Raw genomic sequence first — 26,272 nt, forward strand, 5'->3', positions numbered from 1 at the left:
TTGTTTGGGTGGAGATGATAGGAATCGAAAAGATTTATGCCTCACGCTCTATCAAGTCTGGATGTGAGAGAAGAGTACGCGCCGCCGCACGCCCCTCCACCACACGCCCTAAAAACCACGGACCCAGCCACCACAGCGGGAGGTGGCCTTGGGGTGCCGAGGTGCTAAATATTACGTCAGAGTAGCAAGTATACTTGCTATTCACTCTCCATCCGGTGAGATCGCAGAATTCTCCCCAAATCTTATCACCTGGATATTTGCCGTCTAGCTTTGCCCCACACTGGACGTAAATTTCTTTTTGCACGCTGAAACCAAATCGACCATTGCTGTACTTCACCCACAGCCGATCAATCGTCTTCAGATCCGTACAAGGAAAGTTTAGAAGGTCGTCACTGGATACCTCCCACCATTCGTCCTTTGCCATTGCCTTAAGCATTTTGTCAGCGGTTTCTTGATCCGCCTCTTTCCATTCACCCGCCTTCAGCAAATCTCGCAGTCGCGTGTGGTCAATCCCTTTCTCCGAACTCAGGTCATCATCTTCGCTGGGTTTTGGTGCTGGTGGTTTGGGTAGCTTGATATTCCCAATTTCCGATTGATAAAATGTATAGGATTGAGTCTTCTGCTGACTCGCCCGTAACGCTTCTAGCTCGCGCCGCAAAGCTTCCAATTCTTCATGTACCGCTGACGGTGGCGGAGCAGGATTTGGCTCTTGAATCGAAATCACTTCAGCCGTTGCGGGTTCCACCTGCAGACTGTCGGGTCGTTTACCCGTAATCCCCCACACGAGCTGCACCAGTGGATCAGGCTCTTGCAGCCGAAAATCAACCCAGTGGCGATTTTTCAAGAAAATTGGCAAGCGTGGCTGTTGAGGCGCATCGTGCAGCATCACCGGAATCACCGGACATTTGCGCCGAATAAATTCTTGCAGAAACGCATAAATTTCCTCGCTCTGCCAAGGGCCAAGTCCCTGCTGCCCAACGAAGACAGCCGCAGCGTTTATGCTTTCAATCTGCTGCTCTAGCTCAAATTGCCAAATTCCACCCGGCTGAAGTTCCCATACATCGAGCCAAGGCTTTAGCCCATTCATCCGTAGCTGTTGCGCGATCTGAATAACGGCAGGTTTGTCTTCGCTGTTGTGACACAGAAATACATCAAACTGCTGCTCCGTCATTCGTCAAATCGTCCTACAAAACTTTGGCTTTGTTATTTCCCTAATGTACCCGCTTCTTCTTTCGCGGCTAGCCTTGTAACGGTGCGTTTCGCGTTGCTCAACAGCACCCTACTGTAATAGGCTTCAACTATTGTGAGAGCAATTCAGGAATCGGCAAACCCTTCAAGTCTAAATTTTTGAGATCAACTTTGGAAGAAGCCAAGTCAATTTCTAAACCGACAACTCCACCCGCTTCATCAAAATCAACCACCACATCCGGCGCAATCTCCTCGGATTCAATACAGGGATTACTATTCAGCCGAATCGATAGCGTATCCGTTTCTGGAAAATACTGAATTTTCACGGTTCTAGCTCCTAATCTAGCTGAAGCAATTATTCGTTATGGCTCACAAGCCTGGATGCGAGAAAAGGAATCTAGTCTCTACGCCCCCTTTCCAAACAAATCCCCAACCACCAAAATGTAAACGACAGAACAAAGCAGGAAGATGGCCTTGAGGTGCTGAGGCGACAAACATCACATCGGAGTAGTAAAGATACTTGCCGTTTACCCGCCAGCCAACGAGATCGCAGAATTCTTGCCAAATCTTATTACCTGGATATTTGCCCTCTAGTTTCGCACCACACTGAATGTAGATTTCTTTTTGCACACTAAACCCAAATCGATTATCGCTGTACTTTGCCCACAGATGATCAATCGTTTTCAGATCTGTATGAGGGAAATTCAGTAACTCCTTACTGTGAATCCACTGACCATCTTTTCGACCAACTGCCTCTAGTATTCGCAGATAAGTTTCATTATCAGCCTCTTTCCACTCACCCGCTTTGAGCAAATCTCGCAATCGTGCATAGTAAATTCTCTTTTCTGAACTCAGGTCATCCTCTGCAAGTTTTACAGACTGTGATGATTGGGGCTGTAGTAATGAGGATGAAAAAGAAATTAGTTCCTTATATTTAGTTGGAATTATCTGTGAAGTTGTTAGTGCTTTTGAAAAATGTTGGCGCACAGTATCAAAAAACTGACTGGGTGGCAGTCCGCCATTTGTGACATCCACCACTTGCAGCGCGGCAACTGACAACCAGCGCCGCCCTTCCAGCAACAACGGAAAAATAGGCTTACCCAAGCTCAGCGCATGGCTCAGCTCACACTGCACCCAATGCGAGTCGCGAGAACGGGGAGACATCACCAGCAGAACCACTTGGCAATTTTCCAGATGTTCTTCAATCACACGCGGCCAGGTTGAACCGTATCAATCCGGTCATCCAACCACACAGGCAACTCTTGCGCCTTCAGTACCTGCACAATCTGCCCCACATAATCCTGATCCTGGCGACTGTAACTGACAAAAATAAAGCTCATCTACTCAAAATCTGCCCTGCTGCCCATCCAATTCCTGGATTTCTTCACCACTTTGTCCTACAACCAGCAACATTGTGATAAGCTCTATGACTCACAAATCGGGATGCGAAAGAAGAGACCACACCCATAAATAAACCCCCAACAAACCCCACCACCAACTCCCAGGGAGGTGGCCGTGAGGTGCAAATGTGCTAAATGTTATATCAGAGTAGTAGACATATGAACCGTTCACTCTCCATCCAATGCGATCACAGAATTCTTGCCAAGTCCTATCACCTGGATATTCGCCGTCTAGCTTTGCACTACACTGGACGTAAATTTCTTTTTGTGTGCTGAAACTAAATTGACCGTTGCTGTACTTCATTCACAGTCGATCTATCGTTTTTAGATCCGTACAAGGAAAGTTCAGAAGTTCATCTGACGTAAACCACTCCCCTGTTCTTTTGCCAACTGCCCGGATCATCACTTCATAGGTCTCTTTATCTGCCTCTTTCCACTCACCTGTCTTCAGCAAATCACGCAATCGCGTATAGTCAATCCCTTTCTCCGAACTCAAGTCATCATCGTTACTAGGCTCTGGCTCTGGTGGTTTCGGCAGTTCAACATCATTCTGTGAATTTGTTTTTGTGCTTATAGTGGGTTTTCGACCTGTAATTCCCCACTCTAACTGAAACAGCGCACGCTCATCACTAATTCCATTATTGAACCAAACTGCATGAAATTCTCTCAGGAAGAGTAACTCCTCTGGAATTGTTGTGGTATTGGGCAACAAAACCGGAATTACTGGAATATCACGCTCAACACATCGACTAATAAACGCTTTCAGCTCCAAAGTCTGCCAGCGACCTAAGCCACTTTGTCCAATACAGATAGCCGCTGTTTTAATTTTGCCGATTGCCTGTTGAATCTCATCTTGAAACTTTGTTCCAGGGGCAATTTCTTCTTCATCAAGCCAAGGGTTAATCCCTCGTGCTTTTAATTGACGATAGATCTGACGAATCAGTGGTTTATCTTTGCTGCTATGAGCCAGAAAGACATCAAACTGCTGCTCCGTCATCTACCAGTTGCTCCTGCTAAACCAAGTAAAAAAATCGTCCTACTCCAATATGCTTCAACTATTGTGAAAGCAATTCAGGGATCAACAAACCTTTCAAGTCTAAATTTTTGAGATTAACCTTGGAAGAAGCCAAGTCAATCTCTAATCCCACGACTCCACCCGCTTCATCAAAATCAACTACCACATCCGGCGCAATTTCCTCCGATTCAATACAGGGATTACTATTTAACCGAATCGATAGCGTATCCGTTTCTGGAAAATACTGAATTTTCACGGTTCTAATCCTCTTTAGCTGAAGCCTCTATTTGCGATGGCTGACAAGCCTGAATACGAGAGAAGAGAGTCACCCCTAAACCTGTCCCACAGAACACTGCCGGAAGGTGGCCCCTGGGTGCTGATGTGCCAAATGTTATATCGGGGTAGTAGATATATAAGCTGTTCATTCTCCAGCCAATTGCATTGCAGAATATTCTCCAAATTTTAGTACCTGGATATTCGCCATTCAGCTTGGCTTCACACTGGACGTAAATTTCTTTCTGCACACTAAAACCAAATTGACCATTACTATACTTCACCCACAGCAGATCAATCGTTTTCAAATCCGCACAGGGAAAGTTCAGCAGGTCTTGACTACCTACATCCCCCCGATTTTCCTTTTCCATCGCCTTGAGCATTTGGTTAGCGGTTTCTTTGTCTGCCTCTTTCCACTTGCCCGCTCTCAGCAAATTGCGCAATCGTGTGTAATCAACTTCCTTCTCTGAGGCTAAGTCATCTTCTGATGATGCTGATGTGAGAGATCTTTCTTTAATTCTTTGGGATGATTCTATAGCCGCCTTTGCCCTTTGCCGTATGTCCTCTCTTCGCGAATTAGGTAACCTAAGCGAGTTGTTTAATTTAGATAATGCCAAAGCTGAATCTAGATCGATCAAAGTTACCTGAGCTGCTTCTAGCTTTACCTGCGAACTATCTGGCTTTTCTCCAGTAATACCCCAAACAAGCTGCGCTAACGGTTCAGGATCTTGCAATCGAAAATCAACCCAATGGCGATTTTTCAAGAAGATTGGTAATCGTGGTGTTTGCGGCGCATCATCCAGCATCACTGGAATTACTGGACGTTTTCGCTGAATAAATTCTTGTAGAAACGCATAAATTTCCTCACTCTGCCAAGGGCCAATCCCCTGTTGCCCAACAAATACAGCGGCAGCATTAATATTTTCAATCTGTTGCTCCAATTCGAACTGCCAAATTGCACCAGGTTGAATTTCCCATATGTCCAACCAAGGTTTTAGGCCAATCTTTTGAAGCTGTTGTGCAATCTGAATGACAGCAGTTTTATCTTCGCTGTTGTGGCACAGAAATACATCAAACTGCTGTTCTGACATTCATCTAATGACTCCATTGAACCTGATCTAACGGTGCGTTTCGCGTTGCTCAACGGCACCCTACTCGTTGACTCCGGCAATCTCCGCTAGCGCATTGGCATACTGCTCCAACTCCTGACGCAATTTCTCCAACGCTGCGCGTAACTCCGGTTCATGCTCCCAGGCTTTCTCATGGGCTGGGGCACTCACCCCGTCAGTCTTCTTCACTTCCCACTCCTGAAGCTGTGGGTGCCACTTCGACAAAAACGGACGTAGGCCATTATTGAGAACCGCTATGGCAATTCCCCCCACCGACTGCCGCGATGCGCCCACCTTTGGCCCCGCCTTGCGTAAAATCTCGCGCGTTGAACCAAACAAACTGTAGAGCGAGTTCAGCGCCTCCCGCATTAACCCCTCCTCCGTGCTCAGCGACTGCACCGCCACCCGTGTCACCAGTTCAATGTAGAGTTCCCAAGCCGCATGGCGTTCAGTGGGGTCAGCTTCCCAGGAGGCCGAGCCAATGCCAAACGGCAGACTCACAGTAACCGATTTCAGCACAGCCGGATCGTTCTTAGACATAGGGTTTCGGGAATAAAGGAGCAGATCAATTATCAGTCAAAACCAAGGTTTCAGTCAGAGGGCACCGTTGTTAGAAAATTCTGAAGTGCGATCGCAGATATTACTGCACTTACAGTCCCAACTCTGTCCGCAAAGATTTCAACGAAACCGTTGCTTTTTCCTGAGACAGTTCTTCCAAAAACGGGATTGTAAATTAGATTGTGTCAAAGGTCAGAGATGAGATCTAATGAACTATTGAACCTAAGAGACTCGTACTATGACTTTTCGACCTGAACTCCTGGATGAATTGCTTAAAGGCTATCAGAATCCCGAAGACCTGCTGGGGGATGGAGGGATTCTTAAGCAGCTCACGGCGGCTTTGGTGGAACGCTGCTTGAATGCGGAAATGAAAACCCATCTGGACGAGCAACAGGCGGAGCCTGAAAGCGACGTCAAGCCAACTCGTAACCGCCGCAACGGCCACAGCAAGAAGACCATCAAAGGGGAGTTTGGAGAAGCTCAAATCAATGTTCCCCGTGACCGCAACAGTGAGTTTGAACCCATCATCGTCAAGAAGGGGCAGACCCGCTTCGAGGGCTTTGATGACAAGATCTTGTCCCTCTATGCCAGGGGCATGAGTACCCGTGACATTCAGGCTCAACTGCAAGACCTGTATGGCGTTGAGGTCTCAGCCGGGCTGATCTCGAACGTCACGGATGCGGTTGAAACGGAGCGTAAAATTTGGCAAAATCGCGCGCTCGACCCGGTTTATCCCATCGTCTATTTTGATGCCATCGTGGTCAAAGTCAGACAAGACGGGCGGGTGATCAACAAAGCGATTCACTTGGCGCTTGGGGTTAACTTGTCTGGCACCAAAGAACTCTTGGGGATGTGGATGACCCAGAACGAGTCTGCCAAATTTTGGCTTCAAGTGCTCACAGAGCTGCAAAATAGGGGTCTCAAAGACATCTTCATCGCTTGCTGTGATGGCCTCACTGGCTTTCCCGATGCCATTGAAGCGGTCTTTGCTCAAACCCAGGTGCAGTTGTGCATTGTTCACATGGTACGAAATTCACTCCGCTATGTGTCCTACAAAGACCGTAAGGCGGTTGCAGCAGACCTCAAGCTGATTTACACGGCCAGCACTGAGACTGAAGCAGAGCAGCGCTTAGTTGAGTTTGCCGAGCAGTGGGACCAGCAATATCCAACCATTAGCAGGTCTTGGCTTCATCATTGGCAGCGGATTATTCCCTTCTTTGCTTTTTCACCGGAGATTCGTAAAGCAATCTATACGACCAATGCGATTGAATCGATGAATATGACTCTTAGAAAGGTGATTAAAAACCACCGAGCTTTTCCAACCGATGAATCTGCCCTAAAAGTTATCTACTTGGCAATTCAAAATATTGCCAAAAAGTGAACCATGCCCATTCGCGACTGGAAACCCGCTCTCAACCGCTTCGCGATTGAATTCAGCGATTGCTTTCCAACTTGAGTTTTTACCTTTGACACAATCTATTTGACATACCCCCAAAAACGCCATGAACTCAGGATTTTTCTTCAGCAGCTCCACCTCAACATCGAAATCATCAACAGGTGCCAGCGCAAACAGTTGACCATCTGGATTCCGAAGGACAATAGCCTCACTTTGGGCTAGAGACATAACCTCATCTAGCGTTAGTTGCCCATCTTTTAACTCAACAACTCTCATAGTTGAACCTCTTTATCACCGATGTATAGCGTGTTGTGTTCCTTGTGCCCAATCGCTTTGACCTGGACAACCCTTTCGCCACTCTCAATAGCCACATCGTAGAACACTCGATACTTGTCTACTCGTAGCTCCCAGTTGGATAACTCGTTTTCTCCCAAGCGCTTCCAATTTCGTGTTTCTGTGACTGGCTCGTAAGCCAACTGCTCCTCAATTGCATCGAGAATGATTTGTTGCTCAAATTTTCTGTAGCCACGAATATGATTAACTGCGGCTGGCGTAAAGTCGATTTCGAACATCTCTGCTACTGGTCTTGAAAGAGATGAAGAGGCACATCAATTATAAGCAATCAAGATTTAGTCAAATTAGGATCAAAATTTCTCGCCAGATCACCCTCATCCCTCGGTACAATAAGACGGTTGTATTCTGCGACACGGGCCTTGATAGAACGCTACACCCTGCCCGAGATGGGCGATCTCTGGACGGACGACTATAAACTGAAAACCTGGCTGCAAGTGGAAATTGCCGTTTGCGAAGCCCAGGCCGAATTGGGCTATATTCCTGCCGAAGCGGTTGAGGAAATTAAAGCCAAGGCCAACTTTGATCGCGATCGCGTTTTAGAAATTGAAAAAGAAGTCCGTCACGATGTGATTGCCTTCTTGACTAATGTGAACGAGTACGTCGGCGACGCTGGACGCTACATTCACTTGGGCATGACCAGTTCCGACATGTTGGATACGGCACTGGCGTTGCAACTAGTAGCCAGTATTGAGCTGATCATGCGGCGACTAGAAGACCTGATTCAGGCGATTCGCTATCAGGCGCAGCAGCACCGCAACACGGTGATGATCGGTCGCTCCCACGGCATTCACGCCGAGCCGATTACCTTTGGCTTCAAACTTGCAGGTTGGCTGGCTGAAGTGCTGCGCCACCGCGATCGGCTGGCCGCAGTCAGCAGCCAGATTGCCACGGGTAAAATTTCCGGTGCGGTTGGCACCTACGCCAATGTTGATCCGCGCATCGAGTCCTTGACCTGTCAAAAGCTGGGTCTACAGCCCGATGCCGCTTCCACTCAGGTGATCTCCCGCGATCGCCATGCGGAGTACATGCAGGCATTGGCGCTGCTGACCGCTTCGATTGAGCGGTTTGCGGTTGAGATTCGCAACCTGCAGCGTACCGACGTGCTGGAAGTGGAAGAGTATTTCTCCAAAGGACAAAAAGGCTCCTCCGCCATGCCCCACAAGCGCAACCCGATTAAGTCAGAGCGTTTGACGGGGATGGCCCGAATTGTGCGCGGACATGCGATCGCAGCTTTGGAAAACGTTGCCCTCTGGCACGAGCGCGATATTTCCCACAGTTCCGTTGAGCGGGTGATGTTCCCGGATGCCTGCATCCTTACCCACTTCATGCTGGTGGAATCGACCGACCTGATCAAGAATCTGCTGGTCTATCCCGAAAATATGCAGCGCAACATGAACGTCTACGGCGGCGTGGTGTTCAGTCAGCGAGTGCTGCTGGCGCTAGTTGACAAGGGCATGTCTCGCGAAGAGGCGTACAAGGTAGTGCAGTCCAACGCTCACGAAGTCTGGAACGTGGAAGGCGGCGATTTCCATCAGCGCATTTGCGATGACCCGCGCGTGAAAGAGCATCTTTCACCGGAGGAAATCGAAGCCTGCTTCGACCCGCAGCATCACCTGAAGAATCTGGATGCGATTTATCAGCGATTGGGAATTTAAGCCCAAAACACCTAGTCTGTAATTGATAAACATTCGGTAGGGGCAGGTTTAGCAGATCCGTAATTGCATTGTAATTAGGGTTTCGGCAAAACCTGCCCTTACAGGTTTCTAATAACAATCCAATCATTCACCTATCCCAAACAAGAACAATGGATAAAGCCGAACAGCTGATTATGATGGCCGAGGACGAGCTGACTCAGTACAGCACCGAGGCTCGCAAAATCGAAAAGCTGCGCCCGAAGTACGGTCTGGCTGTACCTTATCCGCAGCAAAAAGAGGTCAGAACTGCGATCGCAGATAGTATGCCGAAAAACTTCATTGCCAAGCTGGTAGAAAACAATCGCCAACTGGTGGCGCTGCCGTTTTGGGGCATCGGCGGTTTGGGCTTGCTAATAGGCATTTCCTGGCGGCAACCGCTCGATTTCACCGCTACAGCGATTGGGTTTTACGTCGCGTTTGCAATTCAAAAATGGGGCTGGAATTTGGAAGCCAAGCGACTGGCAATTAAAACGCTGAATGCAATTGAGTCGGATATGTTGAAAGAAAAAGCGGAGAGAGAGGAATAGGACGACTTGACCTCTACCCTTTTACCGACGCCTTAAGTATGAGTTCCTTTCAACAATAGGATTAGTGTTGCTAGAGCAGTCAGCAATTATCGTTTGAGATGACAGAGGTACAGCCTAATCGGGATCAGTCGGAAGCACTAGCGGGTACGACGAGTCGCTCGGATAGACAAAGCGCGATCGCACAGCATCAAGCAGAAGATCAAGCGATTGTCACGTTTACCGAGCGAGCAGAGAAGGATATTTACTTTATCAGTGGTCTTGGAGCGGATGAGCGCGTCTTTCGGGAGCTGAAGTTTGAGGGCTATCGTCCGGTACATATTCACTGGCTAGAGCCGGAACGGGGTGAATCCCTGAGTAGCTATGCCTGCCGTTTGTCTAAGCAGGTTCAGTCGGATCAACCGATTCTAGTTGGCCTATCCTTTGGTGGATTAGTCGCGGTGGAGATGGCCAAGCAGATTGATGTCGAGCAGGTAATTCTCCTGTCTAGCGCCAAGACCACTGCCGAAATTCCGTTTTACTACAAACTATTTCGCTGGTTTCCCCTGCATCGCGTCTTTCCCTTCAAGACGTTGCTGTGGGCAGTTTATTGGTTTGCCTATTGGGTATTTAGCGTGGAAACCGTGGAAGAACGGAAGTTGCTAAAAGTTATTTTGCTAGATACCGACCCGCATTTTCTCAAATGGGCACTGCATCGCGTGGTGGTGTGGAAAAATCACACCATCCCCGATTCTCTGCATCATATTCATGGATTGTGCGATCGCATTTTTCCCATGCGTTGGATTAAACCTGACGTGGCGATTGAGCAAGCCGGACACCTGATGGTGCTGAATCGAGCCAGCCAAGTCTCTGAGCTAATCACTCAAATTATTGAGACAAACTCAAACCAATAGCCCCTACCTTTGGCAGGCTGAGATCAGCCCTGTGATGGACGTTCTGACTGTAAGACTCACTACTATGAAACCTGTACACAGAACTCCTCATAAAACTAAAACATGAATTTCTTAAAACGAACCCTCGGAATCCTCTTTGCTGGAATGCTGTTGTTCATCACAACCGCTTGTAGCAATCCCTCAACCTCTGCTAGCACCAAGGCCGTGCCCCAGCGCAGTACATCCAACGTCGAGCGAACGATTACTGACCAAGTTAGTCGCCCTAGTCGACCAGCTGCGGAAGTTAAGAGAGATGCCGAAAGGATAACGAAGCAGGCTAGAGAACAGCAAGCCAAAAGAACGGGTGATGTTAGGGAAAACGCTCAACGCGTTCTGGACAGTACCTCTGAGAATGCAAAGCGAGTTGGTAATCAAATCGAAAACAAAGCCAGTGAAGCCAAAAATCGGTTAGAAGATCAAGCAAATGCATCACTCGATTCGGCTAAAACCAAAGCAGAACGAGCTTTGGATAAAGCAGAAAATACGGTTGATGACTTAAGCTAATTCGGCATGTAGAATTCGGCGAATTTAATCGGGACATGGCATTGCCGTGTCCCGATATTTGTAGCGGTTCGTGAGCTGTCAATTCCTTCCAGCTTGTTGTAGGCAAAAATTAGGCAAAAATGGAGGGGCAGACTTGGTCAAACACCGATGCCCCCGTATTCACCGAGCCAAACACTTCAATGCCTAGACTGAACTAGCCTTGATCCAAGGCAATTATCTCAGCAATTTCGACGCTATACCCCGTCTTGTTAGGCTGCTAAAGTGCATTACCAGAGGACGTTAGCGCGATCGCATATTCTGTTCCCTCTCTGGTTGCCGCATCGCAGCTCTTCATACTCGCTAATGCTTCCGACCGATCCTGCTGTAGCCGTACCTCGAAGAGAATTAGATGACTAACGTAAACCAGTTGGAGGCAGGAACGGGTCGGGTTGTCCGGTTTGGAACAGAATTCGGCCATCTTGTACGGCAGCCAAATCAACTAAAACCGGGCCAGAGGCATAAATGGGCTGAGTTGCGATCGCTTGTAGGCTGACGGGCTGCCCATAGCGCTGCACCTGTTCTAAAAAGCGAAAGATGGTTTCTGGACGCCCCGCCACATCAACGTCGTCCACGACTACGCCAGCCTGTCGAGAACGAAACTGCGAGGTTGCTAAGAGTAAATACAATCGCTCTCGCAGGCCCTGAGTCGTTAAATTCTCGCGCTCAATAGGCGTGGCCGCGACAACATCTCCTGTGTCGAAAATCAAGTCATTGGGAACGGCATCCCAAAATACTTGAATACAGGGATCGTTCTCCTCCAAAACGCAGGGTTCGCCAACTAAGTAGTTTGCCGCTGACAGAATTCGTACTACATAAGCTTGTCCGTCATCAACCTGTTCAACAAGCTGCTGGACTTCCGGGTTCGTAATAAAAATAATTTGCTGCTCTGGATCGTTGAAGTTTGGTAAAACGGCGCGAAGCGCGGTTCGATTGGCCTCCTGAAGAATTTGGCGAATCGCATCCACTGCTGCTTCGGGTTGCTCAACCCGAAATACACCCGAAGCCAAGACCTGATTGCGAGCCAGTGCCACATTGCCTTGACGCAGTCCTTGTGCTTCTTGCTCCAGCCGTCTAACCTCGGTCGATAGATAATCCTGCTGGGCTTCCAGTTCTTCCAGTAAGTTTTTCTGACGTGCGATCGCAGTATCTCGTTGGCCAATTTCGCGATCGCGCTCCTCAATCAGCGCCCGAATTTCCCGTTCCCGCTCAATCAATGCCTGTCGTTCCGTCTGAAGCTGCTGGACTTCCTGCTGTAGCTCCTGCTCCTGCTGAGAGAGCTGACGCAGTTGACGTTGGGCTTGACCATAGCTGCGCTCGCTCTGCTGTAGCTCTGTTTGAGTCTGACTAAGCTGTGCCTGTGTCTGTTGCTGACGCTCTACTGCCGCGTTGAGTGAACTATTAATTTCTTGCAGCCGCTGCTGCGCCTTCTTTTGACGACTCTGGGCTTCTTCTAGTTCATCTTCGATTCGCTCGCGATCGCGCTGCACCTGCTGGAGATCCGTCTGTGCCTCCCGCAGATCCGTCTGCACTTCTTCGAACTCAAAAACGCCTTTGCGAAGCTGGCTGCTGACGGCAAATAAAATTCCCAGAGTAGAGGCCGAAATCAAGCTGCCTGTTATGACGCTAACCAATGTCGCAGTCTGCCGTGGACGCAGATTGAACAGGGTAAGCCGAGCTTTTCCCACCTTCATGCCGATGCGATCGCCCAATGTTGCGATCACACCGCCAAGAATGAGAATAGCCACAATCAGGACGTACCCTATGGTCATGGAAGAGTTTAGTTAACCTACAGCAACAGCCTGTTCAATCGACGCAATGGACGTAGTGTCAGGATCTCGGCTTCAATCTATACGTGAGATATAGCCACGTTCCTCTACCAGCATAGGTTTAAATGCCAAGCTTCGGGGTCAATTGCGAACAAGCTCACTGTAGAACAAAAAGGCAACGACAAATCAGTGTTGCGCTGATCGATAAACAAATGACGCACAGGCTACGTAAACTGCCGACTCAAAATGACAGGATTGTGTACAGTAATCTTTTTCTTGTGAATCGAAATCATCTCATCTTGGCGCAAATCACCTAACAGGCGGGTCACCGTTACGCGAGTTGAACCGATCGCTTCTGCGATCGCTTGATGGGACAGCTTGAGATCGATCGTAATACCGTCTTTGCTGGGTACGCCAAAATCGCGACAGAGAATCAGCAGGAAACTGACTAGCCGTGATCCCATATCCCGATGGGCGAGGGTCTCAATCATCATCTCGGTTTGCAAAATTCGCGAGGATAGACCTTGCAGCATGAGCATGGCTAATTCCGGATGCTCACCCAGGGCCTTGGAAACCTGCTCAATCGGCACCGATAGCAGTTCCACTGGAGTAAAGGCGACAGCATGGTAGAACCGATCCGAACGATTGCCCGTAATCAGTGACAGAACACCAAACACGCTATTTTCTCGCAATAGCGCTACGGTAATTTCTTCTCCCGCTTCATAGACCCGCGAGAGCTTGACTGCGCCTTTTAATAAAAAGTAGACGCGCTCAGCCGGATCGCCTGGGAAAAAAATGGTTTTACCTCGTTCAAATGACTCAACTACCGGTGGAAAAATACCGCCGCTGAGCTGCTTAAATAAATCCGCGAGTGGTCGCTCTTGCGTCACTACCATACCTCTTTGCCCTACCACCTGTTTGTGCTGGTTTTACGTATTTACCCACACGTATGGGACGAAACAGACCGTCTGTATCAACGCCTATATATTAGACCCACTAAAACCTACTCTTGAAACACTTTTTTGTGATAAATGCTACATATTCTTAAGGATAGGGATTGATTTTCTAAGGTTTTCTCGGTTTACGCCAATAATTCACCTCAATCATAAGCGGAGAAACTGGATTATGTGTGGATATTGCCATCCCTTGTCACTCTGAGAGTGCGCAATGAGTTGCAAGTAGTTGGTGCGCATCGCCCGACTACTGAGCCACTCTTCTGACCAAATGATTTGCGATCGCGATCGCTCACGAATTGATGAGCTGGCATGAGAGGATTGGGAACAGACGTTGACTATTGAACTACAGACATAAACGGACGACCATGCTAAATCTCTCAGGGAAAAACGCGTTTGTTACGGGTATTGCCAATAATCGTTCCATTGCTTGGGGCATTGCCCAACAGCTCCATCAAGCCGGGGCCAATTTAGCCATTACCTACTTGCCGGACGAGCGGGGTCGTCATGAAAAGAAAGTGGCTGATCTGGTTGAATCGCTCAATCCTGACCTGTTTCTCCCCTTAAATGTGCAGAACGATGAGCAAGTAACTGCGGCATTTGATGCGGTAAAGGAAAAGTGGGGACGAGTTGATATTTTGGTTCATTGCCTTGCGTTTGCCAATCGGGATGACCTGACGGGCAACTTTGTGGATACCTCTCGCACCGGATTTCAAACCGCGCTAGATATTAGTGCTTATTCTCTGGTGCAGTTGGCTAATGCCGCTAAGCCGTTGATGACCGAGGGCGGCAGTATCGTTACTCTGACCTATCTAGGCGGCGTCAAAGTAGTTCCGAACTACAACGTGATGGGCATCGCTAAAGCTGCACTAGAGATGAATGTCCGCTATCTAGCCGCCGATCTAGGCCCAGCCAATATCCGCGTCAACGGCATTTCGGCTGGCCCGATTCGCACGCTGGCCTCTTCTGCCGTTGGTGGCATTCTGGACATGATTCACCATGTTGAAGCCACAGCGCCCCTGCGCCGCACTGTAACCCAAAAAGAAGTGGGCAATGCAGCCGCTTTTCTCTGCAGCGATTTGGCCAGTGGGATTACCGGACAAATTCTCTACGTGGATTCTGGCTACGAAATTATGGGCATGTAAGATCGTACGTTCACGGTTGCCGCGACTAAGTTGAATTGGCTACAACTGGAACGCATAAATCGTCAGCAGAGAAGGATTTGCGATCGCAGATCCTCCTCTGCTGATCCTCAATTCATCAACATTCATCAACTCATCAACCAACCTGACATGACGGATTTAAAGCGGGCTATTCCTCAAGTTATCGCCTTGGCGGCAGTTGCGATCGCGCCGATCGCTTGTGCCTTCACCAGCCCACCATCGCATCAATCCCTAGCGCAGTCTCCATCAGCGATTGCCCAAGCCAGCGAACAGGTCATTCTGGATGCCTACGCTCAGCATGCGTCCAACGTCATGGTAGAAGCCGCAGGTCAAGTTGATCGGTTGCTATCAGATGATTTAGAGGGTTCCCGTCATCAGCGCTTCATCGTTCGCCTCTCGTCTGGACATACGGTTCTCATCAGCCACAATATTGACCTTGCACCCCGGATTGATGCTCTGCGTCAAGGAGACACAGTGCGATTTCGGGGAGAATACGAGTGGAACAGTCAAGGCGGAGTGGTGCACTGGACACATCATGATCCCAATGGCTCTCATCCCGGAGGCTGGATCGAGCATCAAGGGCAACGCTACGAATAATGCCGACCAATGGTGCTACGGATAATACTCCACCACCGTTACGGATCAGCCCGCACGAATGGTGCAGCTAGCGCGATAGGATAGATCCTGAGAGCTATTTATTTGACCCATGCAGACCCGCGATCGCCAAATTTCCACCGTCAACAATCTAGATACTGCTGCCCGGATTGCCTCGGTCAGCCGTACCACCAAAGAAACCGACATCCACGTTACGGTCAATCTCGACGGTCAGGGAAAATGTATCGCTGAAACCGGAATTCCCTTTCTGGATCACATGCTGGATCAAATTTCATCTCATGGCTTGATTGACTTGGAAGTACGCGCCACGGGTGACTTGGAGATCGATGATCACCACACCAATGAGGATGTGGGCATCACACTTGGCCAAGCCATTCATCAAGCCCTGGGCGATCGCAAAGGTATCCACCGCTTTGGTCATTTTGTTGCGCCGCTGGATGAATCACTCGTTCAGGTCGCCCTTGACTTTTCAGGACGGCCTCACCTGTCCTATGGCTTAGACATTCCCACCCAGCGAGTTGGCACCTACGACACGCAACTGGTACGCGAATTCTTCGTTGCCATTGTCAATCACGCTCAGATGACTCTGCATATTCGGCAACTGGACGGGATCAACTCTCACCACATTATTGAAGCGACATTTAAAGCGTTTGCTCGCGCTATGCGGATGGCGATTGAAGCCGATCCACGCCGCATTAATACCATTCCTAGCTCAAAAGGAGTTTTGTAGTCACCTCGCGACGCACTGCTGATTTCGCTCAGTATTTCTCGCTCAGTATTTTTACTCAGTATTGACTGAGCAGTTGAGCAAGTCTGGGCCAAGAATTCAGTAACCAAATGCAAAGTTACTTGAGAGAATATAAATAAAATGTTAAGACATAAGAAGTCGCGGCGACTCTGTCGTGATGCCGAACGTTCCAGGAGTTAATTCCTCGAATTATGCAGCATCAGCCAGCTCTATCTACGTGCCACACGCTGCCATGTAAGAGGTGCCTGACTGCTTCAATCTACGATGCCTATTGGAGCGATTTACCTATGGCTTCTCAGCTGTCAAAGACTGTTGCTGCACCCTCTACTCATCCTGAAATTACTGATTCAATCTCATCGCGACTACCGTTGGTGCTAGCGGTCGATGATGATGAAGACAGCCTATTACTGCTGTGTAAGGTGCTGGATATGTTTCACATTCCTTACCTCAGTACGACTAATCCACTAAAGGCGCTAACGCTGATTCAAGAGCATTGTCCCTCTCTCATTTTGTTGGATGTGGTGATGCCGGAAGTGAGCGGGCTAGATATTATTTATGCTTTAAAGCGCTCTGCCAAAACCCAGTTGATACCCGTTGTAGCCATCACGGCGCTGGCCAAGATGGAAGATCGTCAGCTTCTGCTGCAATCTGGCTTTGCTGATTACCTCAACAAACCCTACAACATTGACGATCTACAGGCGTTGCTGATCCGGTATTTAACCGCAGCTCACGTTGTAGAGGCTGACTGAAAAACTGCCTGATCTACGGAAATAGCATCTTATTTCCTGTGACGGAACAAATTGCTGCCTATTCCAACTGCTATTGATGAACTGGACTGGGTATCATGAGTTTAGAGGCTTGGATGATTATGACATCGCATCCTCAAACCCAGTCATATTTAATCCTGTAGCCCAACTCAATATCAAGTGAAGACTAAGCAAATTCTTACAACTGCGAGGATGCCACATTGTTTCTAACCTTATTTCTGTAGAGCACTCTGATAGGTGACAACTCATGGCTCATACGGTTCAGTCCTCCTACACTCAAGAGCAAATTGCTACCTGGCTAAGAGGACTGTTGACGATTGCTTGGGCAGACGGACATTTTGATGAGGAGGAAAAAGACCTCATTCACACGATTCTAGATGATGAACTGGCCAAAGACATCAACTTTGAAACGTTTGAACCCGTTACGGCTACCAGCTTAGCGGAGCATATCGGTCAAGATAGCCACATGGCGGAAAATTTTCTCCGCACTGCTGTAATGGTCGCGCTAGCGGATGGCGTATATTCCGCATCGGAAGATGAAAAGCTCCAGAGCTTTTGTGAGGCACTCAGCCAAGAAATTGAAGTACTCAATTCGCTGCGGTCTACACTGTATGACCTCTCTGGTTCCGAGCCGACAGCGGCGGCACCTGCGATCGCACCTGGCAGTCACGATGGCAAAATTGATCCGCTCAAACCCGCCCGCGAGTGGCTAGACCAGCTTGATGTACAAGATCCGCGTTTGGCACGATTTATCTGCAAACTGGTGCCACCCCAGTGTCCCTTTGAGCGGGATGTCAAGCTGTTTGGCAAGAAGATTGTTCACATTCCACCCATGTGTAAGCTCAATCCGCTGTATGAACAGCTTGTCGGTTTACGCTTCCGAGCGCTCTCCTATTTAGCGGATGATTGCAACGAGGATGTAACACCTTACATTTAAGACTCAAGCTGTATCACTCAGGCTTAAACAAGGGAATTGCTGATTTTAAGTATGAATTGTGATGTGGGGGCGATGCCCCCACATCACAATTCATACCCAGATTAAGTAACGCCTTAAACAAGAGGCCGCACAATGTGCGGCCTCTTGTTTAAGCTCTAATTTTAAGATGCGCCAGATTGCGATCGCGACACCTGCCAACTGAGCAGCATAACGGGAATCAAACCAACCAGCACAATTGCTAGCGCCGGAGCCGCAGCCTCGGCTAGACGCTCATCCGACGCGAGGCGATACACCTGCACCGCCAGCGTATCAAAGTTAAACGGGCGCACGATCAGTGTGGCTGGTAGCTCTTTCATTACGTCAACAAACACCAGAATGGCGGCGGTAACTAGCCCCCCTCCCATCAGGGGCGCATGGATTTTGAGCAGCGTCGATATGGAACCGTAACCCAGCGAGTGGGACGCGTCGTCTAAGCTGGGTTTGATGCGGCTGAGGCTGGACTGCACGGTGTTGTAGGAAACCGCTAGAAAGCGGACAAGATAGGCAAAAACGAGGGCGATAATCGTGCCACTGAGTAACAATCCGGTTGAGATGCCCAATAGGCTCTGCATGGAGCGATCCAACCAGTTATCAAATCGGCCCAGCGGCATCAGAATTCCGACCGCGATGACAGCTCCGGGTACCGCATAGCCAATTGAGGCTACGCGTACAGCAACAGCCATACTCGGTTTGGGCCGCAGCCGTAAGCCGTAGGCCATGATCAAAGCCAGGACAACGGCTAGCCCAGCGGTTAGAAAGGCCAGAACTAAGCTATTGCTGGCGTACTGCCAAAATCCAGTACTAAAGTTATCAGTCATATTTGCGATCGCCATTTCGGCCAGCACCACCGCTGGAATCAAAAATCCCAGAATGATTGGCAGGGCGCACATGAAGCTCGCTCCGATTGCTCGCCAATGGTGTAACTGAAAGGCTGAAAACGGCTGCTGACTGTTGTGGCTTTGATAGTACTTGGTGCGGCGGCGTGACCATTGTTCCAACACCAGCAGCGCCAAGATGAAGGTGAGCAGCAGCGCCGATAGCTGAGAAGCCGCAATCCGTTCACCCAAACCAAACCAGGTGCGATAAATTCCGGTTGTAAATGTTTCAACGCCAAAAAATTGGACGGTGCCGAAATCATTTAACGTTTCCATCAGCGCCAGCGCTACGCCGCCCATAATTCCGGGACGCGCCAGCGGCAGCGCCACTCGAAAAAAGCCGTTCCATGGATTGCAGCCTAATGACCGACTGGCCTCTAGGGTACAAACCGACTGGTCGAGAAAGGCAACGCGGGTAATCAGGTACACGTAAGGATAGAGTACGAGCGTCAGCATTGCGATCGCACCACCAAGCGAGCGAATATCAGGAAACCAGTAATCATTGACACTGCTCCAGCCAAAGATTTGGCGCAGGCTCGACTGAACCGGCCCATAGAATTCCAGTAGATCCGTATACACATAGGCCAAGATATAGGCCGGAGCGGCAAGCGGCAGCAGCAGTGCCCATTCGAAGACACGACGGCCTGGAAATTGACAGGTTGTTACCAGCCATGCCGTGCTGACTCCGATGATCGTGACGCCCAAACTCACACCGACCATCAGCCAAAACGATTGCAGCATATAGGTCGGCAATACAGTTGAGGCCAAATGGCTCCAAATTTCTTGACTAGAGGGAGTAAAGACCGAGCCGATGACCACCAGGATGGGCGAAGCAATCAAAATTGCGATCGCACCCACAACCAGCATCCATCCATCTATTCGTAAGTGTGAAGATCGCAAGTGTGAAGATACCTGCTTAACCCGATCTATATATTTGGTTGCCATTCTTCCTCGGCTCACTCATCAACCCTAGTAGCCAATCCTAGCGTTTCAAATGCCCCATCTAAAGCATTCGCCTGTCGGAAGACACCTGACTGGAGGCGACAGAACTGCCTACCAGAACGTTGACTCCTGCCAAGTGACAACTGCAATAGACTTTATTGGAAATAAAGTTTTTGGGGTTGGAAATTGTTTTGTAGCGCGGCGAAGCCGCGCTACAAAACAATTTCCGATAAAGTCTAAGATATGGCCCAACAGAAATCTCTGCGCTGTCTTTGGCAAGAGATCGACAGTACAACCCTTTTGCCAAAAACGTTTGCTAAAAATGTAGGTTCTTATCTCAATGCTTCCCGGCTGTTGGAGCTGGTCAAACAAATTATGGATTCGTGATCTACGATGACAGTATTCACTCCGCCAAGTATAAACTCGTATGGAGAATGTAAATTAGTTCTTCCCTGTTTTTGGTTGGACAGAGCGAGTCATTAACATTAGGGGTGCTTCCACAGAATCTTGTCCTGACGTTGCAGATGTAGTTGTGAAAAAAAGCCTAGTGGTTTTACAGGAAAGCGACCTTGCGGCGTAATTTACCTTCATCAAAACTAGATGTTTCTGATCAGCTAGAGTCACCAAAATTTGTCAGCTTGCGCGTCAAATTACTGTTGGGCTTTAGCGTGATTTTTAGCATCGTTTTCGCGGGTGCTTTTTATTGGTTCTATACCTTTACAACTGAAAAAACAATTGACCGACTGCGGACAGAACTGCGATCAACTCTCAAAGGGGCAGCAGAAGGGGTCGATGTTGAAGAACTGTTGGAGCTGTATGAAACTGGGGAGCGAAACGCCGCTGGATTTTCAGACGATCCGCGCTATCAGCGGCAGCTAGAGTGGTTTGAAACGGTGCATCGATTGCGCCCTGATACCTGGCTTTATTCAATGGTGGTGGGCAAAGCGGCTGATAATCGACGGATCGGCCCTGCCGTCGTTGCTCCCAATGAACGGGAGATGATCTATCTGGTCGATTTGCGGGTGAACTATGTACCTGAAAAGGCGGTCAAGTTTTTAGAGCCCGATATTTTGAGTTTGCGGGCGCGCAAAGTGCTGGAAACGGGTGAATTAGCTGAGCATTCTCGACTATATACCGATAAGTGGGGCACCTGGCTATCGGCTTCTGCACCGTTGAAAAATGATGCTGGTGAAGTGGTCGCCATCCTGGGACTGGATATTGATGCGCGTCATGTGCGAGACATTCAGCAGACGATTCGACATCGGGTGATTATCGCCTTTGCGATCGCATACGGAGTACTGTTTGTTCTGATTTATGTCCTATCTGGTGTTTTAACCCGTAATTTAATTGTGCTGACTGAAGCAGCCGAGCGAGTCGCTGACGGCGAATATGTGCAAAAGATTGCGTTCCCGCGTCAGAGTCGCTTTCCAGATGAAATGGATCGGCTGGCTCAGGTGTTTGACGTGATGGTGGAGCGCATTCGGACGCGGGAACGGCTGATCCGACATGGTAAGAGGGTGGAAACGGAAATTCGCAATGCGCTAGAAGAAGAAAAAGAACTGAATGCGCTCAAGTCCCGCTTCATCTCGATGGTCTCCCACGAATTTCGTACGCCGCTGACGGTGATTCGCACCTCGGTTGAACTGCTGGAACAGTATGGCCACATTGCCTCTGCCGCGAAGCGCCAGGAGTATTTTCAGCGCATTCGCTCAGCCATTCGCAACATGTCCCACCTAATGGAAGATGTCCTCACCATCGGCAAAGCAGAGGCAGGCAAGCTAGAGCTAGAGCTGACTCCAGTTGATTTGCAAGCCTTTTGCCAGGATTTGATCGATGAGATTCAGCTCAGCATCGGCAAATCCCATACTATTTCGTTTACCTGCGATCGCAACTGTCCCACTTCGGCACTGATTGATCCCAAACTGCTGCGATCAATTTTGACCAATCTGTTATCCAATGCGGTCAAATATTCACCCAGCGGTAAGCCAATTGACTTTCACCTCACCTGCTCTGACACCACCGCGATGTTCCAGATTGAGGATCACGGCATCGGCATCCCGGATGAAGATCAGCCTAAGCTGTTTGAGACGTTCCATCGTGCCCAAAATGCCATCAACATTCGCGGCACCGGACTCGGACTCGCCATCGTCAAGCAGTGCATTGAACTGCACAACGGCCAGGTTTCGTTTTCCAGCCAGCAGGGAGTCGGCACTGTCTTTCGAGTCGAGCTACCGCTAAACCTAAGTCAAAGCCACCTAGAACAACACTAAAGCGCCTGACCGGAGGCAATACTTTGGGCACCGGGTTCATGAATGTAGAGAATGCAGTCCGTTTCGCTCTTGACCATAATCAGGTCATCGCCCCGCTGAGCAATTTTGGTGATCAGCTCTAGCGCTCGATCCATGTCAGGCTCCTGACGGAAAAAGCTGTAGTAGCCACCGTTAAACGCGATCGCAACTAGGGGTTTATCTAAATCCGGTGTGCGGATGTAGCACGGTTGATACTGGGCGCGGTCAATTAGAATCGTACAGGTGCCGGGTGCGATCGCATTTAAATTAGCCGCAGGCGTACGGGTTTTGCAGACGATAGGCGTTGCATTGGGCTCCAAACCCCAGAGACTATACCCTTTAGGAGTAGCCAGAATCGCAACTTCTTCGCCCCGATAGCTCAACTTGGTCAATAACCTCAGCGTTTTGGCCACGGTGTCAGTCGCTTTCAGGAAGCTGTAGAACCCTCGTCCCGTTTGAATCGATGGCAAGCTGTGGTCACAGTCGGGGATCTGAATGCGGCAGGTATGATACTGCTGTCGGGAGGCTAAAAAAACGGTGGCAGCGGGAACGTGATGTTTAAGCTGTTCAGATGATAGTGACACAGTTCGAGATTGCATGGAGACACACAAAAGTATGGATGAATATACCTCCAAGGATTCCCTACTTTACCAACAAAATCCCACGGAACGGTTCTCAAATCGAGCACAGGACTACGCTCAGCACCGACCCAGCTATCCTGTAACTGCGATCGCGCATCTGTTGGCTGGCTTAGGTGACCCATCAGGCCTATCTGCTGCTGATATTGGCGCAGGCACAGGCATTTCGGCGCGTCTGCTGGCTGATCAGGGGGTGACGGTGTGGGCGGTTGAGCCAAATGCCGCTATGCGCCAAGCGGGACAGGCTGAAACCACGGGTTTACCCGACGCTGCTGTTGATCTAGTTACCTGCTGCCAAGCCTTTCACTGGTTTCAGCCCGAACCGAGTCTGCAAGAATTCCACCGGATTTTGCGACCGGGCGGACGACTGGCGCTGATGTGGAATGACCGCGACGAGAGCGACGAATTTGTAGGGCAGTACACTCAACTTCTCTGCGACGCAGCAGGCGATCGCTACCTCAACCATGCCGATCATCGTGATCTAGAGGCCGTGCAGCACAGTCTGTTATTCAAGGATTATCAAGCGTTGACCTTTCCCTATCATCAGTTCCTCACGCTTGAGGGACTGATTGGTCGCGCCATGAGTTCGTCCTATGTGCCGCAGACCGGGACGGCTGCGGAGTAGTTAGTTACCAACCTCACGCAACTGCATCAGCGGTTCAGCGATGCCGATGGGCGAGTCCGCTTTGCTTACGTCACTCGGCTCTATCTAGCCACCTATCGAGAAGTGGTAAATCATGCCTGAAGGCCCTGAAATCAAGCGCTCAGCCGACAAAATTGCCGCTGCGATCGCACATCGTCCAATTAAAGAGATCTTCTTTGCCTTTGACCACCTCAAACCCTACGCTGAAAAGCTACAGGAGTGCCAAGTTATCGCCGTAGAGCCGCGAGGCAAAGCTCTGCTCACGCGGTTCGACAACGGGCTGAACATCTACAGCCACAATCAGCTCTACGGCAAATGGATCATTCGCAAAGCCTACTCTTATCCCGAAACCAATTGGCAGCTCCGGCTAGCCATTCACACGGAGCGCAAGTCAGCCCTACTCTACAGCGCCTCTGATATCGACGTACTGGCCGATGCCGATTTGGCGCATCATCCGTTCTTACAGCGCATTGGGCCAGATGTGCTAGATGAGCAGGTTACCGTTGAACAAGTGATGGAGCGATTGCGCGATCGCGAATTTCATCGCCGCAAGTTCACCACGCTGCTGCTGGATCAGCATTTCCTGGCTGGATTAGGCAACTATTTGCGTACCGAAATTTTGTTTGTGGCGCGGGTTCACCCCGAACGGCGTCCGGTCGATTGTACCGAGGCAGAATTGCACCAAGTCGCTGAAGCTGCGATCGCAGTTTCGCGCCAGTCCTACGTCACGGCGGGTATTACAAACGATATTGATCTTGCTAACCAGCTTAAAGCGCAGGGCTATAAACGCTCGGCCTATCGCCACTGGGCCTTTAACCGCCAATATCAACCCTGCTTGATCTGCGGCACGCCGATTGTGAAAGCCATGTCCGGTGGGCGTCGCTACTACTTCTGTCCAACCTGCCAAGGTACCGCTTAAATTCCTTCAGCTCAGCCAAATCTGCCAGCACCTGATAGGTCTGACAAATGTGCGGGAATAATGAGTGCTGTGCGACGTTGTAATGCTTAGACATTACCGTCTGTCAAGATGCTAACCTCTGAAGTAGCCGCAGACTCATACGCGATCGCAAATTTCACTGGCGTCATTAGCGTCAACATCAGAATCACCCTATTGTCCTCAATGGACGATAAACAATAAACCGAAAACATGACCATCGCATTATCCGAGGAGATGGAGGTAATGGACAATTTGACCATCGGCTTAGACCCAACAAGCCGCCCCCTAAGTAGCCGAGGCCGTCCCGCCAAGCCCAAAATGTTGGTTGTGGACGATGAGCCAGACAACCTTGATCTTCTGTATCGGACATTTCGGCGGGATTTCCAGGTTTTAAAGGCCGAAAGCGGCATCATGGCGCTCGAAGTACTGGAATCCGAGGGCGAAGTAGCGGTGATCATTTCTGACCAGCGGATGCCAGAGATGAAGGGAACGGAATTCTTGAGCAAAACCGTGCCCCAATTTCCCAACACCGTGCGGATTATTCTGACGGGCTTCACCGACGTGGAAGATTTGGTTGAAGCGATCAACTCTGGTCAGGTTTACAAGTACATCACCAAGCCCTGGGATCCGAACGAACTCAAAATCGTGGTGCAGCGGGCGGCTGAAACCTATGAGTTACTCAATCAGCGCACTGAAGAACTGGTGAGAGCACAGGCTCAAATGTCGCTATTGAAGACGATTGTATCGGTTGCTCGTGAGCAAGATACCGTCCAAACCAGCCTTGAACCGCTCGCTAAAGCCTTTAGCCAAAGTTTCTCAACCAACTGCTGCGTCATCTGTCCCTTAGCCGACGGCTCAACGGGCGATGAAATCGGCTGTTATCCGGCTGGCATCAGCACCGATTGGTTGGCGAACGATCCCCTGGTGCAAAAAGCGATCGCAGAAAAGTCGCTCCAAGTTGCCACCAATATTCCAGCCGATGCCGAGCTTTCTGCCGTGTCCCATTACACCGCAGGTGATATTCAAGCGCATCTCGTCGCCCCGATTATCTACCGCGACCAGGTGATTGCCCTGCTCTCCCTCCAGTGGAAGCAGCCCTGCCAACTGCGGGATGATGAGCTATGCCTGATTGAGCTATCGGCCCAGCAAGCCGCTCTCGCCTTGATTAGCACTCGCTACTATAATATGGCGCAGGTCTAATATCGGCTTCATCACAACTTGGCATGGCTAAAACTGTTCAAACCGATGAGCCGCTTTCTCTCAGTGCAGAAGCGGCTCATATTCGTTCGTTATTCAATCAAATTGCCCCTGTTTACGATCAGCTCAATGATTGGCTGAGCCTGGGCCTCCACCGAGTTTGGAAACAAATGGCGGTGCAGTGGGCTAACCCCCATGCGGGTGATACCTGTCTGGATTTATGCTGCGGCAGCGGCGATCTGGCTCGCCGCCTCGCCCGCGCCGTTGGCCCAGCAGGTCAGGTTTACGGGGCCGACTTTTCGCCCGCTCAACTTGCGATCGCACAGCAAATCGCTCAGGCCAATACCTTACCGCTACCGATCACCTGGGTGGAAGCCGATGCGCTGAATCTGCCATTCGACGATGATTTTTTCGACGCCGCCACGATGGGCTATGGCTTACGCAACGTCACCGACATTCCCCGCTGCTTACAAGAACTGCATCGGGTACTAAAACCGGGAGCTGCGATCGCAATTCTAGATTTCCACCGTCCCAGCACTGCACCGATGCAGCAGTTCCAGCAGTGGTACCTTGATCAGGTTGTCGTGCCGATCTCAGAGCAGTTTCAACTCAAAGAGGAATATGCCTACATTAGTCCCAGTTTGGAACGCTTTCCCATCGGCTCAGAACAGGTGCAGCTTGCTCAACAGGCGGGTTTTACCACAGCCACCCACTACCCCATCTTGGGTGGCATGATGGGTGTTTTAGTTGCCCAAAAGTAACTTTAAAGAGCGGTGTG

General features: G+C 49.7%; 28 protein-coding genes and 2 pseudogenes. 15 read left to right on the forward strand and 15 right to left on the reverse strand.

Annotated elements, in window-relative coordinates; all coding sequences use genetic code 11:
* Positions 1 to 34: 34 nt before the first annotated feature.
* The 8 genes and pseudogenes from AC286M_RS10020 to AC286M_RS10055 form a co-directional block, all read right to left on the reverse strand.
* The gene (locus AC286M_RS10020; RefSeq protein WP_488204245.1) at positions 35 to 1,171 is read right to left on the reverse strand and encodes a GUN4 domain-containing protein; all 1,137 of its coding nucleotides are present in this window, start codon (positions 1,169 to 1,171) and stop codon (positions 35 to 37) included.
* Between the two features lie 127 nt (positions 1,172 to 1,298).
* Positions 1,299 to 1,514, reverse strand: a complete 216-nt coding sequence (locus tag AC286M_RS10025) for a DUF2283 domain-containing protein (protein ID WP_488204246.1) — start codon at positions 1,512 to 1,514, stop codon at positions 1,299 to 1,301.
* A 43-nt stretch (positions 1,515 to 1,557) separates the two neighbouring features.
* Entirely contained in the window at positions 1,558 to 2,397 is an 840-nt protein-coding gene (locus AC286M_RS10030) for a GUN4 domain-containing protein (protein WP_488204247.1), read from the reverse strand.
* A complete protein-coding gene (locus tag AC286M_RS10035; protein WP_488204248.1) occupies positions 2,394 to 2,528 on the reverse strand; it encodes a TIR domain-containing protein in 135 nt (44 codons plus the stop codon). Before AC286M_RS10035 ends, AC286M_RS10030 begins: the two co-directional genes overlap by 4 nt.
* Before the next feature lie 91 nt (positions 2,529 to 2,619).
* A pseudogene (locus tag AC286M_RS10040) lies at positions 2,620 to 3,585 on the reverse strand (GUN4 domain-containing protein).
* A 58-nt stretch (positions 3,586 to 3,643) separates the two neighbouring features.
* On the reverse strand, positions 3,644 to 3,859 hold the full coding sequence (locus AC286M_RS10045) for a DUF2283 domain-containing protein (protein ID WP_488204249.1): 216 nt from the start codon (positions 3,857 to 3,859) through the stop codon (positions 3,644 to 3,646).
* Positions 3,860 to 3,863: 4 nt separating this feature from the next.
* Positions 3,864 to 4,967 (reverse strand): GUN4 domain-containing protein, encoded by a 1,104-nt coding sequence (locus AC286M_RS10050; protein WP_488204250.1) that lies wholly within the window; start codon positions 4,965 to 4,967, stop codon positions 3,864 to 3,866.
* 60 nt (positions 4,968 to 5,027) lie between these two features.
* Positions 5,028 to 5,525: a hypothetical protein gene (locus tag AC286M_RS10055; RefSeq protein WP_488204251.1), complete on the reverse strand. Its 498-nt coding sequence runs from the start codon at positions 5,523 to 5,525 to the stop codon at positions 5,028 to 5,030.
* 256 nt (positions 5,526 to 5,781) lie between these two features.
* Between AC286M_RS10055 and AC286M_RS10060 the strand changes: the two are divergent.
* Positions 5,782 to 6,999: pseudogene (locus tag AC286M_RS10060) on the forward strand (IS256 family transposase).
* Here the strand turns inward: AC286M_RS10060 and AC286M_RS10065 are convergent.
* Entirely contained in the window at positions 6,880 to 7,215 is a 336-nt protein-coding gene (locus AC286M_RS10065) for a hypothetical protein (RefSeq protein WP_488208883.1), read from the reverse strand. The pseudogene AC286M_RS10060 and the gene AC286M_RS10065 overlap by 120 nt on opposite strands.
* A complete protein-coding gene (locus AC286M_RS10070; protein ID WP_488204252.1) occupies positions 7,212 to 7,511 on the reverse strand; it encodes a type II toxin-antitoxin system RelE family toxin in 300 nt (99 codons plus the stop codon). The genes AC286M_RS10065 and AC286M_RS10070 overlap by 4 nt, the downstream gene beginning before the upstream one ends.
* 120 nt (positions 7,512 to 7,631) lie before the next feature.
* On the opposite strand from AC286M_RS10070, the gene purB reads away from it, so the two are divergent.
* The 4 genes from purB (at position 7,632) to AC286M_RS10090 (ending at position 10,947) form a co-directional block, all read left to right on the forward strand.
* Positions 7,632 to 8,948, forward strand: a complete 1,317-nt coding sequence (gene purB, locus AC286M_RS10075) for an adenylosuccinate lyase (RefSeq protein WP_488204253.1) — start codon at positions 7,632 to 7,634, stop codon at positions 8,946 to 8,948.
* 149 nt (positions 8,949 to 9,097) lie between these two features.
* The gene (locus tag AC286M_RS10080) at positions 9,098 to 9,514 is read left to right on the forward strand and encodes a hypothetical protein (RefSeq protein ID WP_488204254.1); all 417 of its coding nucleotides are present in this window, start codon (positions 9,098 to 9,100) and stop codon (positions 9,512 to 9,514) included.
* 98 nt (positions 9,515 to 9,612) lie between these two features.
* Complete coding sequence (locus AC286M_RS10085; protein WP_488204255.1) at positions 9,613 to 10,404, forward strand: alpha/beta hydrolase; 792 nt, start codon at positions 9,613 to 9,615, stop codon at positions 10,402 to 10,404.
* 102 nt (positions 10,405 to 10,506) lie between these two features.
* Positions 10,507 to 10,947 (forward strand): ATP synthase subunit B family protein, encoded by a 441-nt coding sequence (locus tag AC286M_RS10090; protein ID WP_488204256.1) that lies wholly within the window; start codon positions 10,507 to 10,509, stop codon positions 10,945 to 10,947.
* Positions 10,948 to 11,339: 392 nt separating this feature from the next.
* On the opposite strand, the gene AC286M_RS10095 is transcribed toward AC286M_RS10090, so the two are convergent.
* Together AC286M_RS10095 and ntcA are read right to left on the reverse strand one after the other, a co-directional pair.
* Complete coding sequence (locus AC286M_RS10095) at positions 11,340 to 12,755, reverse strand: DUF3084 family protein (protein ID WP_488204257.1); 1,416 nt, start codon at positions 12,753 to 12,755, stop codon at positions 11,340 to 11,342.
* A 221-nt stretch (positions 12,756 to 12,976) separates the two neighbouring features.
* Positions 12,977 to 13,648 (reverse strand): global nitrogen regulator NtcA, encoded by a 672-nt coding sequence (gene ntcA, locus AC286M_RS10100; protein ID WP_488204258.1) that lies wholly within the window; start codon positions 13,646 to 13,648, stop codon positions 12,977 to 12,979.
* A gap of 425 nt (positions 13,649 to 14,073) precedes the next feature.
* Here ntcA and fabI point away from each other — a divergent pair, with 425 nt between their 5' ends.
* The 5 genes from fabI (at position 14,074) to AC286M_RS10125 (ending at position 17,935) form a co-directional block, all read left to right on the forward strand.
* The gene (fabI, locus tag AC286M_RS10105) at positions 14,074 to 14,850 is read left to right on the forward strand and encodes an enoyl-ACP reductase FabI (protein ID WP_488204259.1); all 777 of its coding nucleotides are present in this window, start codon (positions 14,074 to 14,076) and stop codon (positions 14,848 to 14,850) included.
* A gap of 147 nt (positions 14,851 to 14,997) precedes the next feature.
* Complete coding sequence (locus AC286M_RS10110) at positions 14,998 to 15,465, forward strand: DUF3465 domain-containing protein (RefSeq protein WP_488204260.1); 468 nt, start codon at positions 14,998 to 15,000, stop codon at positions 15,463 to 15,465.
* A 109-nt stretch (positions 15,466 to 15,574) separates the two neighbouring features.
* Complete coding sequence (hisB, locus tag AC286M_RS10115) at positions 15,575 to 16,213, forward strand: imidazoleglycerol-phosphate dehydratase HisB (protein WP_488204261.1); 639 nt, start codon at positions 15,575 to 15,577, stop codon at positions 16,211 to 16,213.
* A gap of 305 nt (positions 16,214 to 16,518) precedes the next feature.
* Positions 16,519 to 16,980, forward strand: a complete 462-nt coding sequence (locus AC286M_RS10120; RefSeq protein ID WP_488204262.1) for a response regulator — start codon at positions 16,519 to 16,521, stop codon at positions 16,978 to 16,980.
* A gap of 265 nt (positions 16,981 to 17,245) precedes the next feature.
* The gene (locus tag AC286M_RS10125; RefSeq protein WP_488204263.1) at positions 17,246 to 17,935 is read left to right on the forward strand and encodes a Mo-dependent nitrogenase C-terminal domain-containing protein; all 690 of its coding nucleotides are present in this window, start codon (positions 17,246 to 17,248) and stop codon (positions 17,933 to 17,935) included.
* A 161-nt stretch (positions 17,936 to 18,096) separates the two neighbouring features.
* Here AC286M_RS10125 and AC286M_RS10130 read toward each other — a convergent pair whose 3' ends face one another.
* Positions 18,097 to 19,716, reverse strand: coding sequence for an ABC transporter permease (locus AC286M_RS10130; protein ID WP_488204264.1), 1,620 nt, complete (start codon positions 19,714 to 19,716; stop codon positions 18,097 to 18,099).
* A 644-nt stretch (positions 19,717 to 20,360) separates the two neighbouring features.
* On the opposite strand from AC286M_RS10130, the gene AC286M_RS10135 reads away from it, so the two are divergent.
* A complete protein-coding gene (locus tag AC286M_RS10135; protein ID WP_488204265.1) occupies positions 20,361 to 22,061 on the forward strand; it encodes a sensor histidine kinase in 1,701 nt (566 codons plus the stop codon).
* On the opposite strand, the gene AC286M_RS10140 is transcribed toward AC286M_RS10135, so the two are convergent.
* Positions 22,058 to 22,678, reverse strand: coding sequence for a hypothetical protein (locus AC286M_RS10140; RefSeq protein WP_488204266.1), 621 nt, complete (start codon positions 22,676 to 22,678; stop codon positions 22,058 to 22,060). The genes AC286M_RS10135 and AC286M_RS10140 overlap by 4 nt on opposite strands.
* Between AC286M_RS10140 and AC286M_RS10145 the strand changes: the two genes are divergently transcribed.
* Both AC286M_RS10145 and nei read left to right on the forward strand, forming a co-directional pair.
* Complete coding sequence (locus AC286M_RS10145; RefSeq protein WP_488204267.1) at positions 22,677 to 23,342, forward strand: class I SAM-dependent methyltransferase; 666 nt, start codon at positions 22,677 to 22,679, stop codon at positions 23,340 to 23,342. The two genes, AC286M_RS10140 and AC286M_RS10145, sit on opposite strands and share 2 nt — an antisense overlap.
* A 112-nt stretch (positions 23,343 to 23,454) precedes the next feature.
* Positions 23,455 to 24,279, forward strand: coding sequence for an endonuclease VIII (gene nei, locus AC286M_RS10150; RefSeq protein WP_488204268.1), 825 nt, complete (start codon positions 23,455 to 23,457; stop codon positions 24,277 to 24,279).
* 86 nt (positions 24,280 to 24,365) lie between these two features.
* Here the strand turns inward: nei and AC286M_RS10155 are convergent, their stop codons facing one another.
* Complete coding sequence (locus AC286M_RS10155) at positions 24,366 to 24,557, reverse strand: hypothetical protein (protein ID WP_488204269.1); 192 nt, start codon at positions 24,555 to 24,557, stop codon at positions 24,366 to 24,368.
* Between AC286M_RS10155 and AC286M_RS10160 the strand changes: the two genes are divergently transcribed.
* Positions 24,541 to 25,497, forward strand: a complete 957-nt coding sequence (locus tag AC286M_RS10160; RefSeq protein ID WP_488204270.1) for a response regulator — start codon at positions 24,541 to 24,543, stop codon at positions 25,495 to 25,497. The genes AC286M_RS10155 and AC286M_RS10160 overlap by 17 nt on opposite strands.
* Before the next feature lie 23 nt (positions 25,498 to 25,520).
* Positions 25,521 to 26,255, forward strand: a complete 735-nt coding sequence (gene ubiE, locus AC286M_RS10165; protein ID WP_488204271.1) for a bifunctional demethylmenaquinone methyltransferase/2-methoxy-6-polyprenyl-1,4-benzoquinol methylase UbiE — start codon at positions 25,521 to 25,523, stop codon at positions 26,253 to 26,255.
* Positions 26,256 to 26,272: the final 17 nt, after the last annotated feature.

The organism is Thainema salinarum CENA647, from assembly GCF_057732415.1.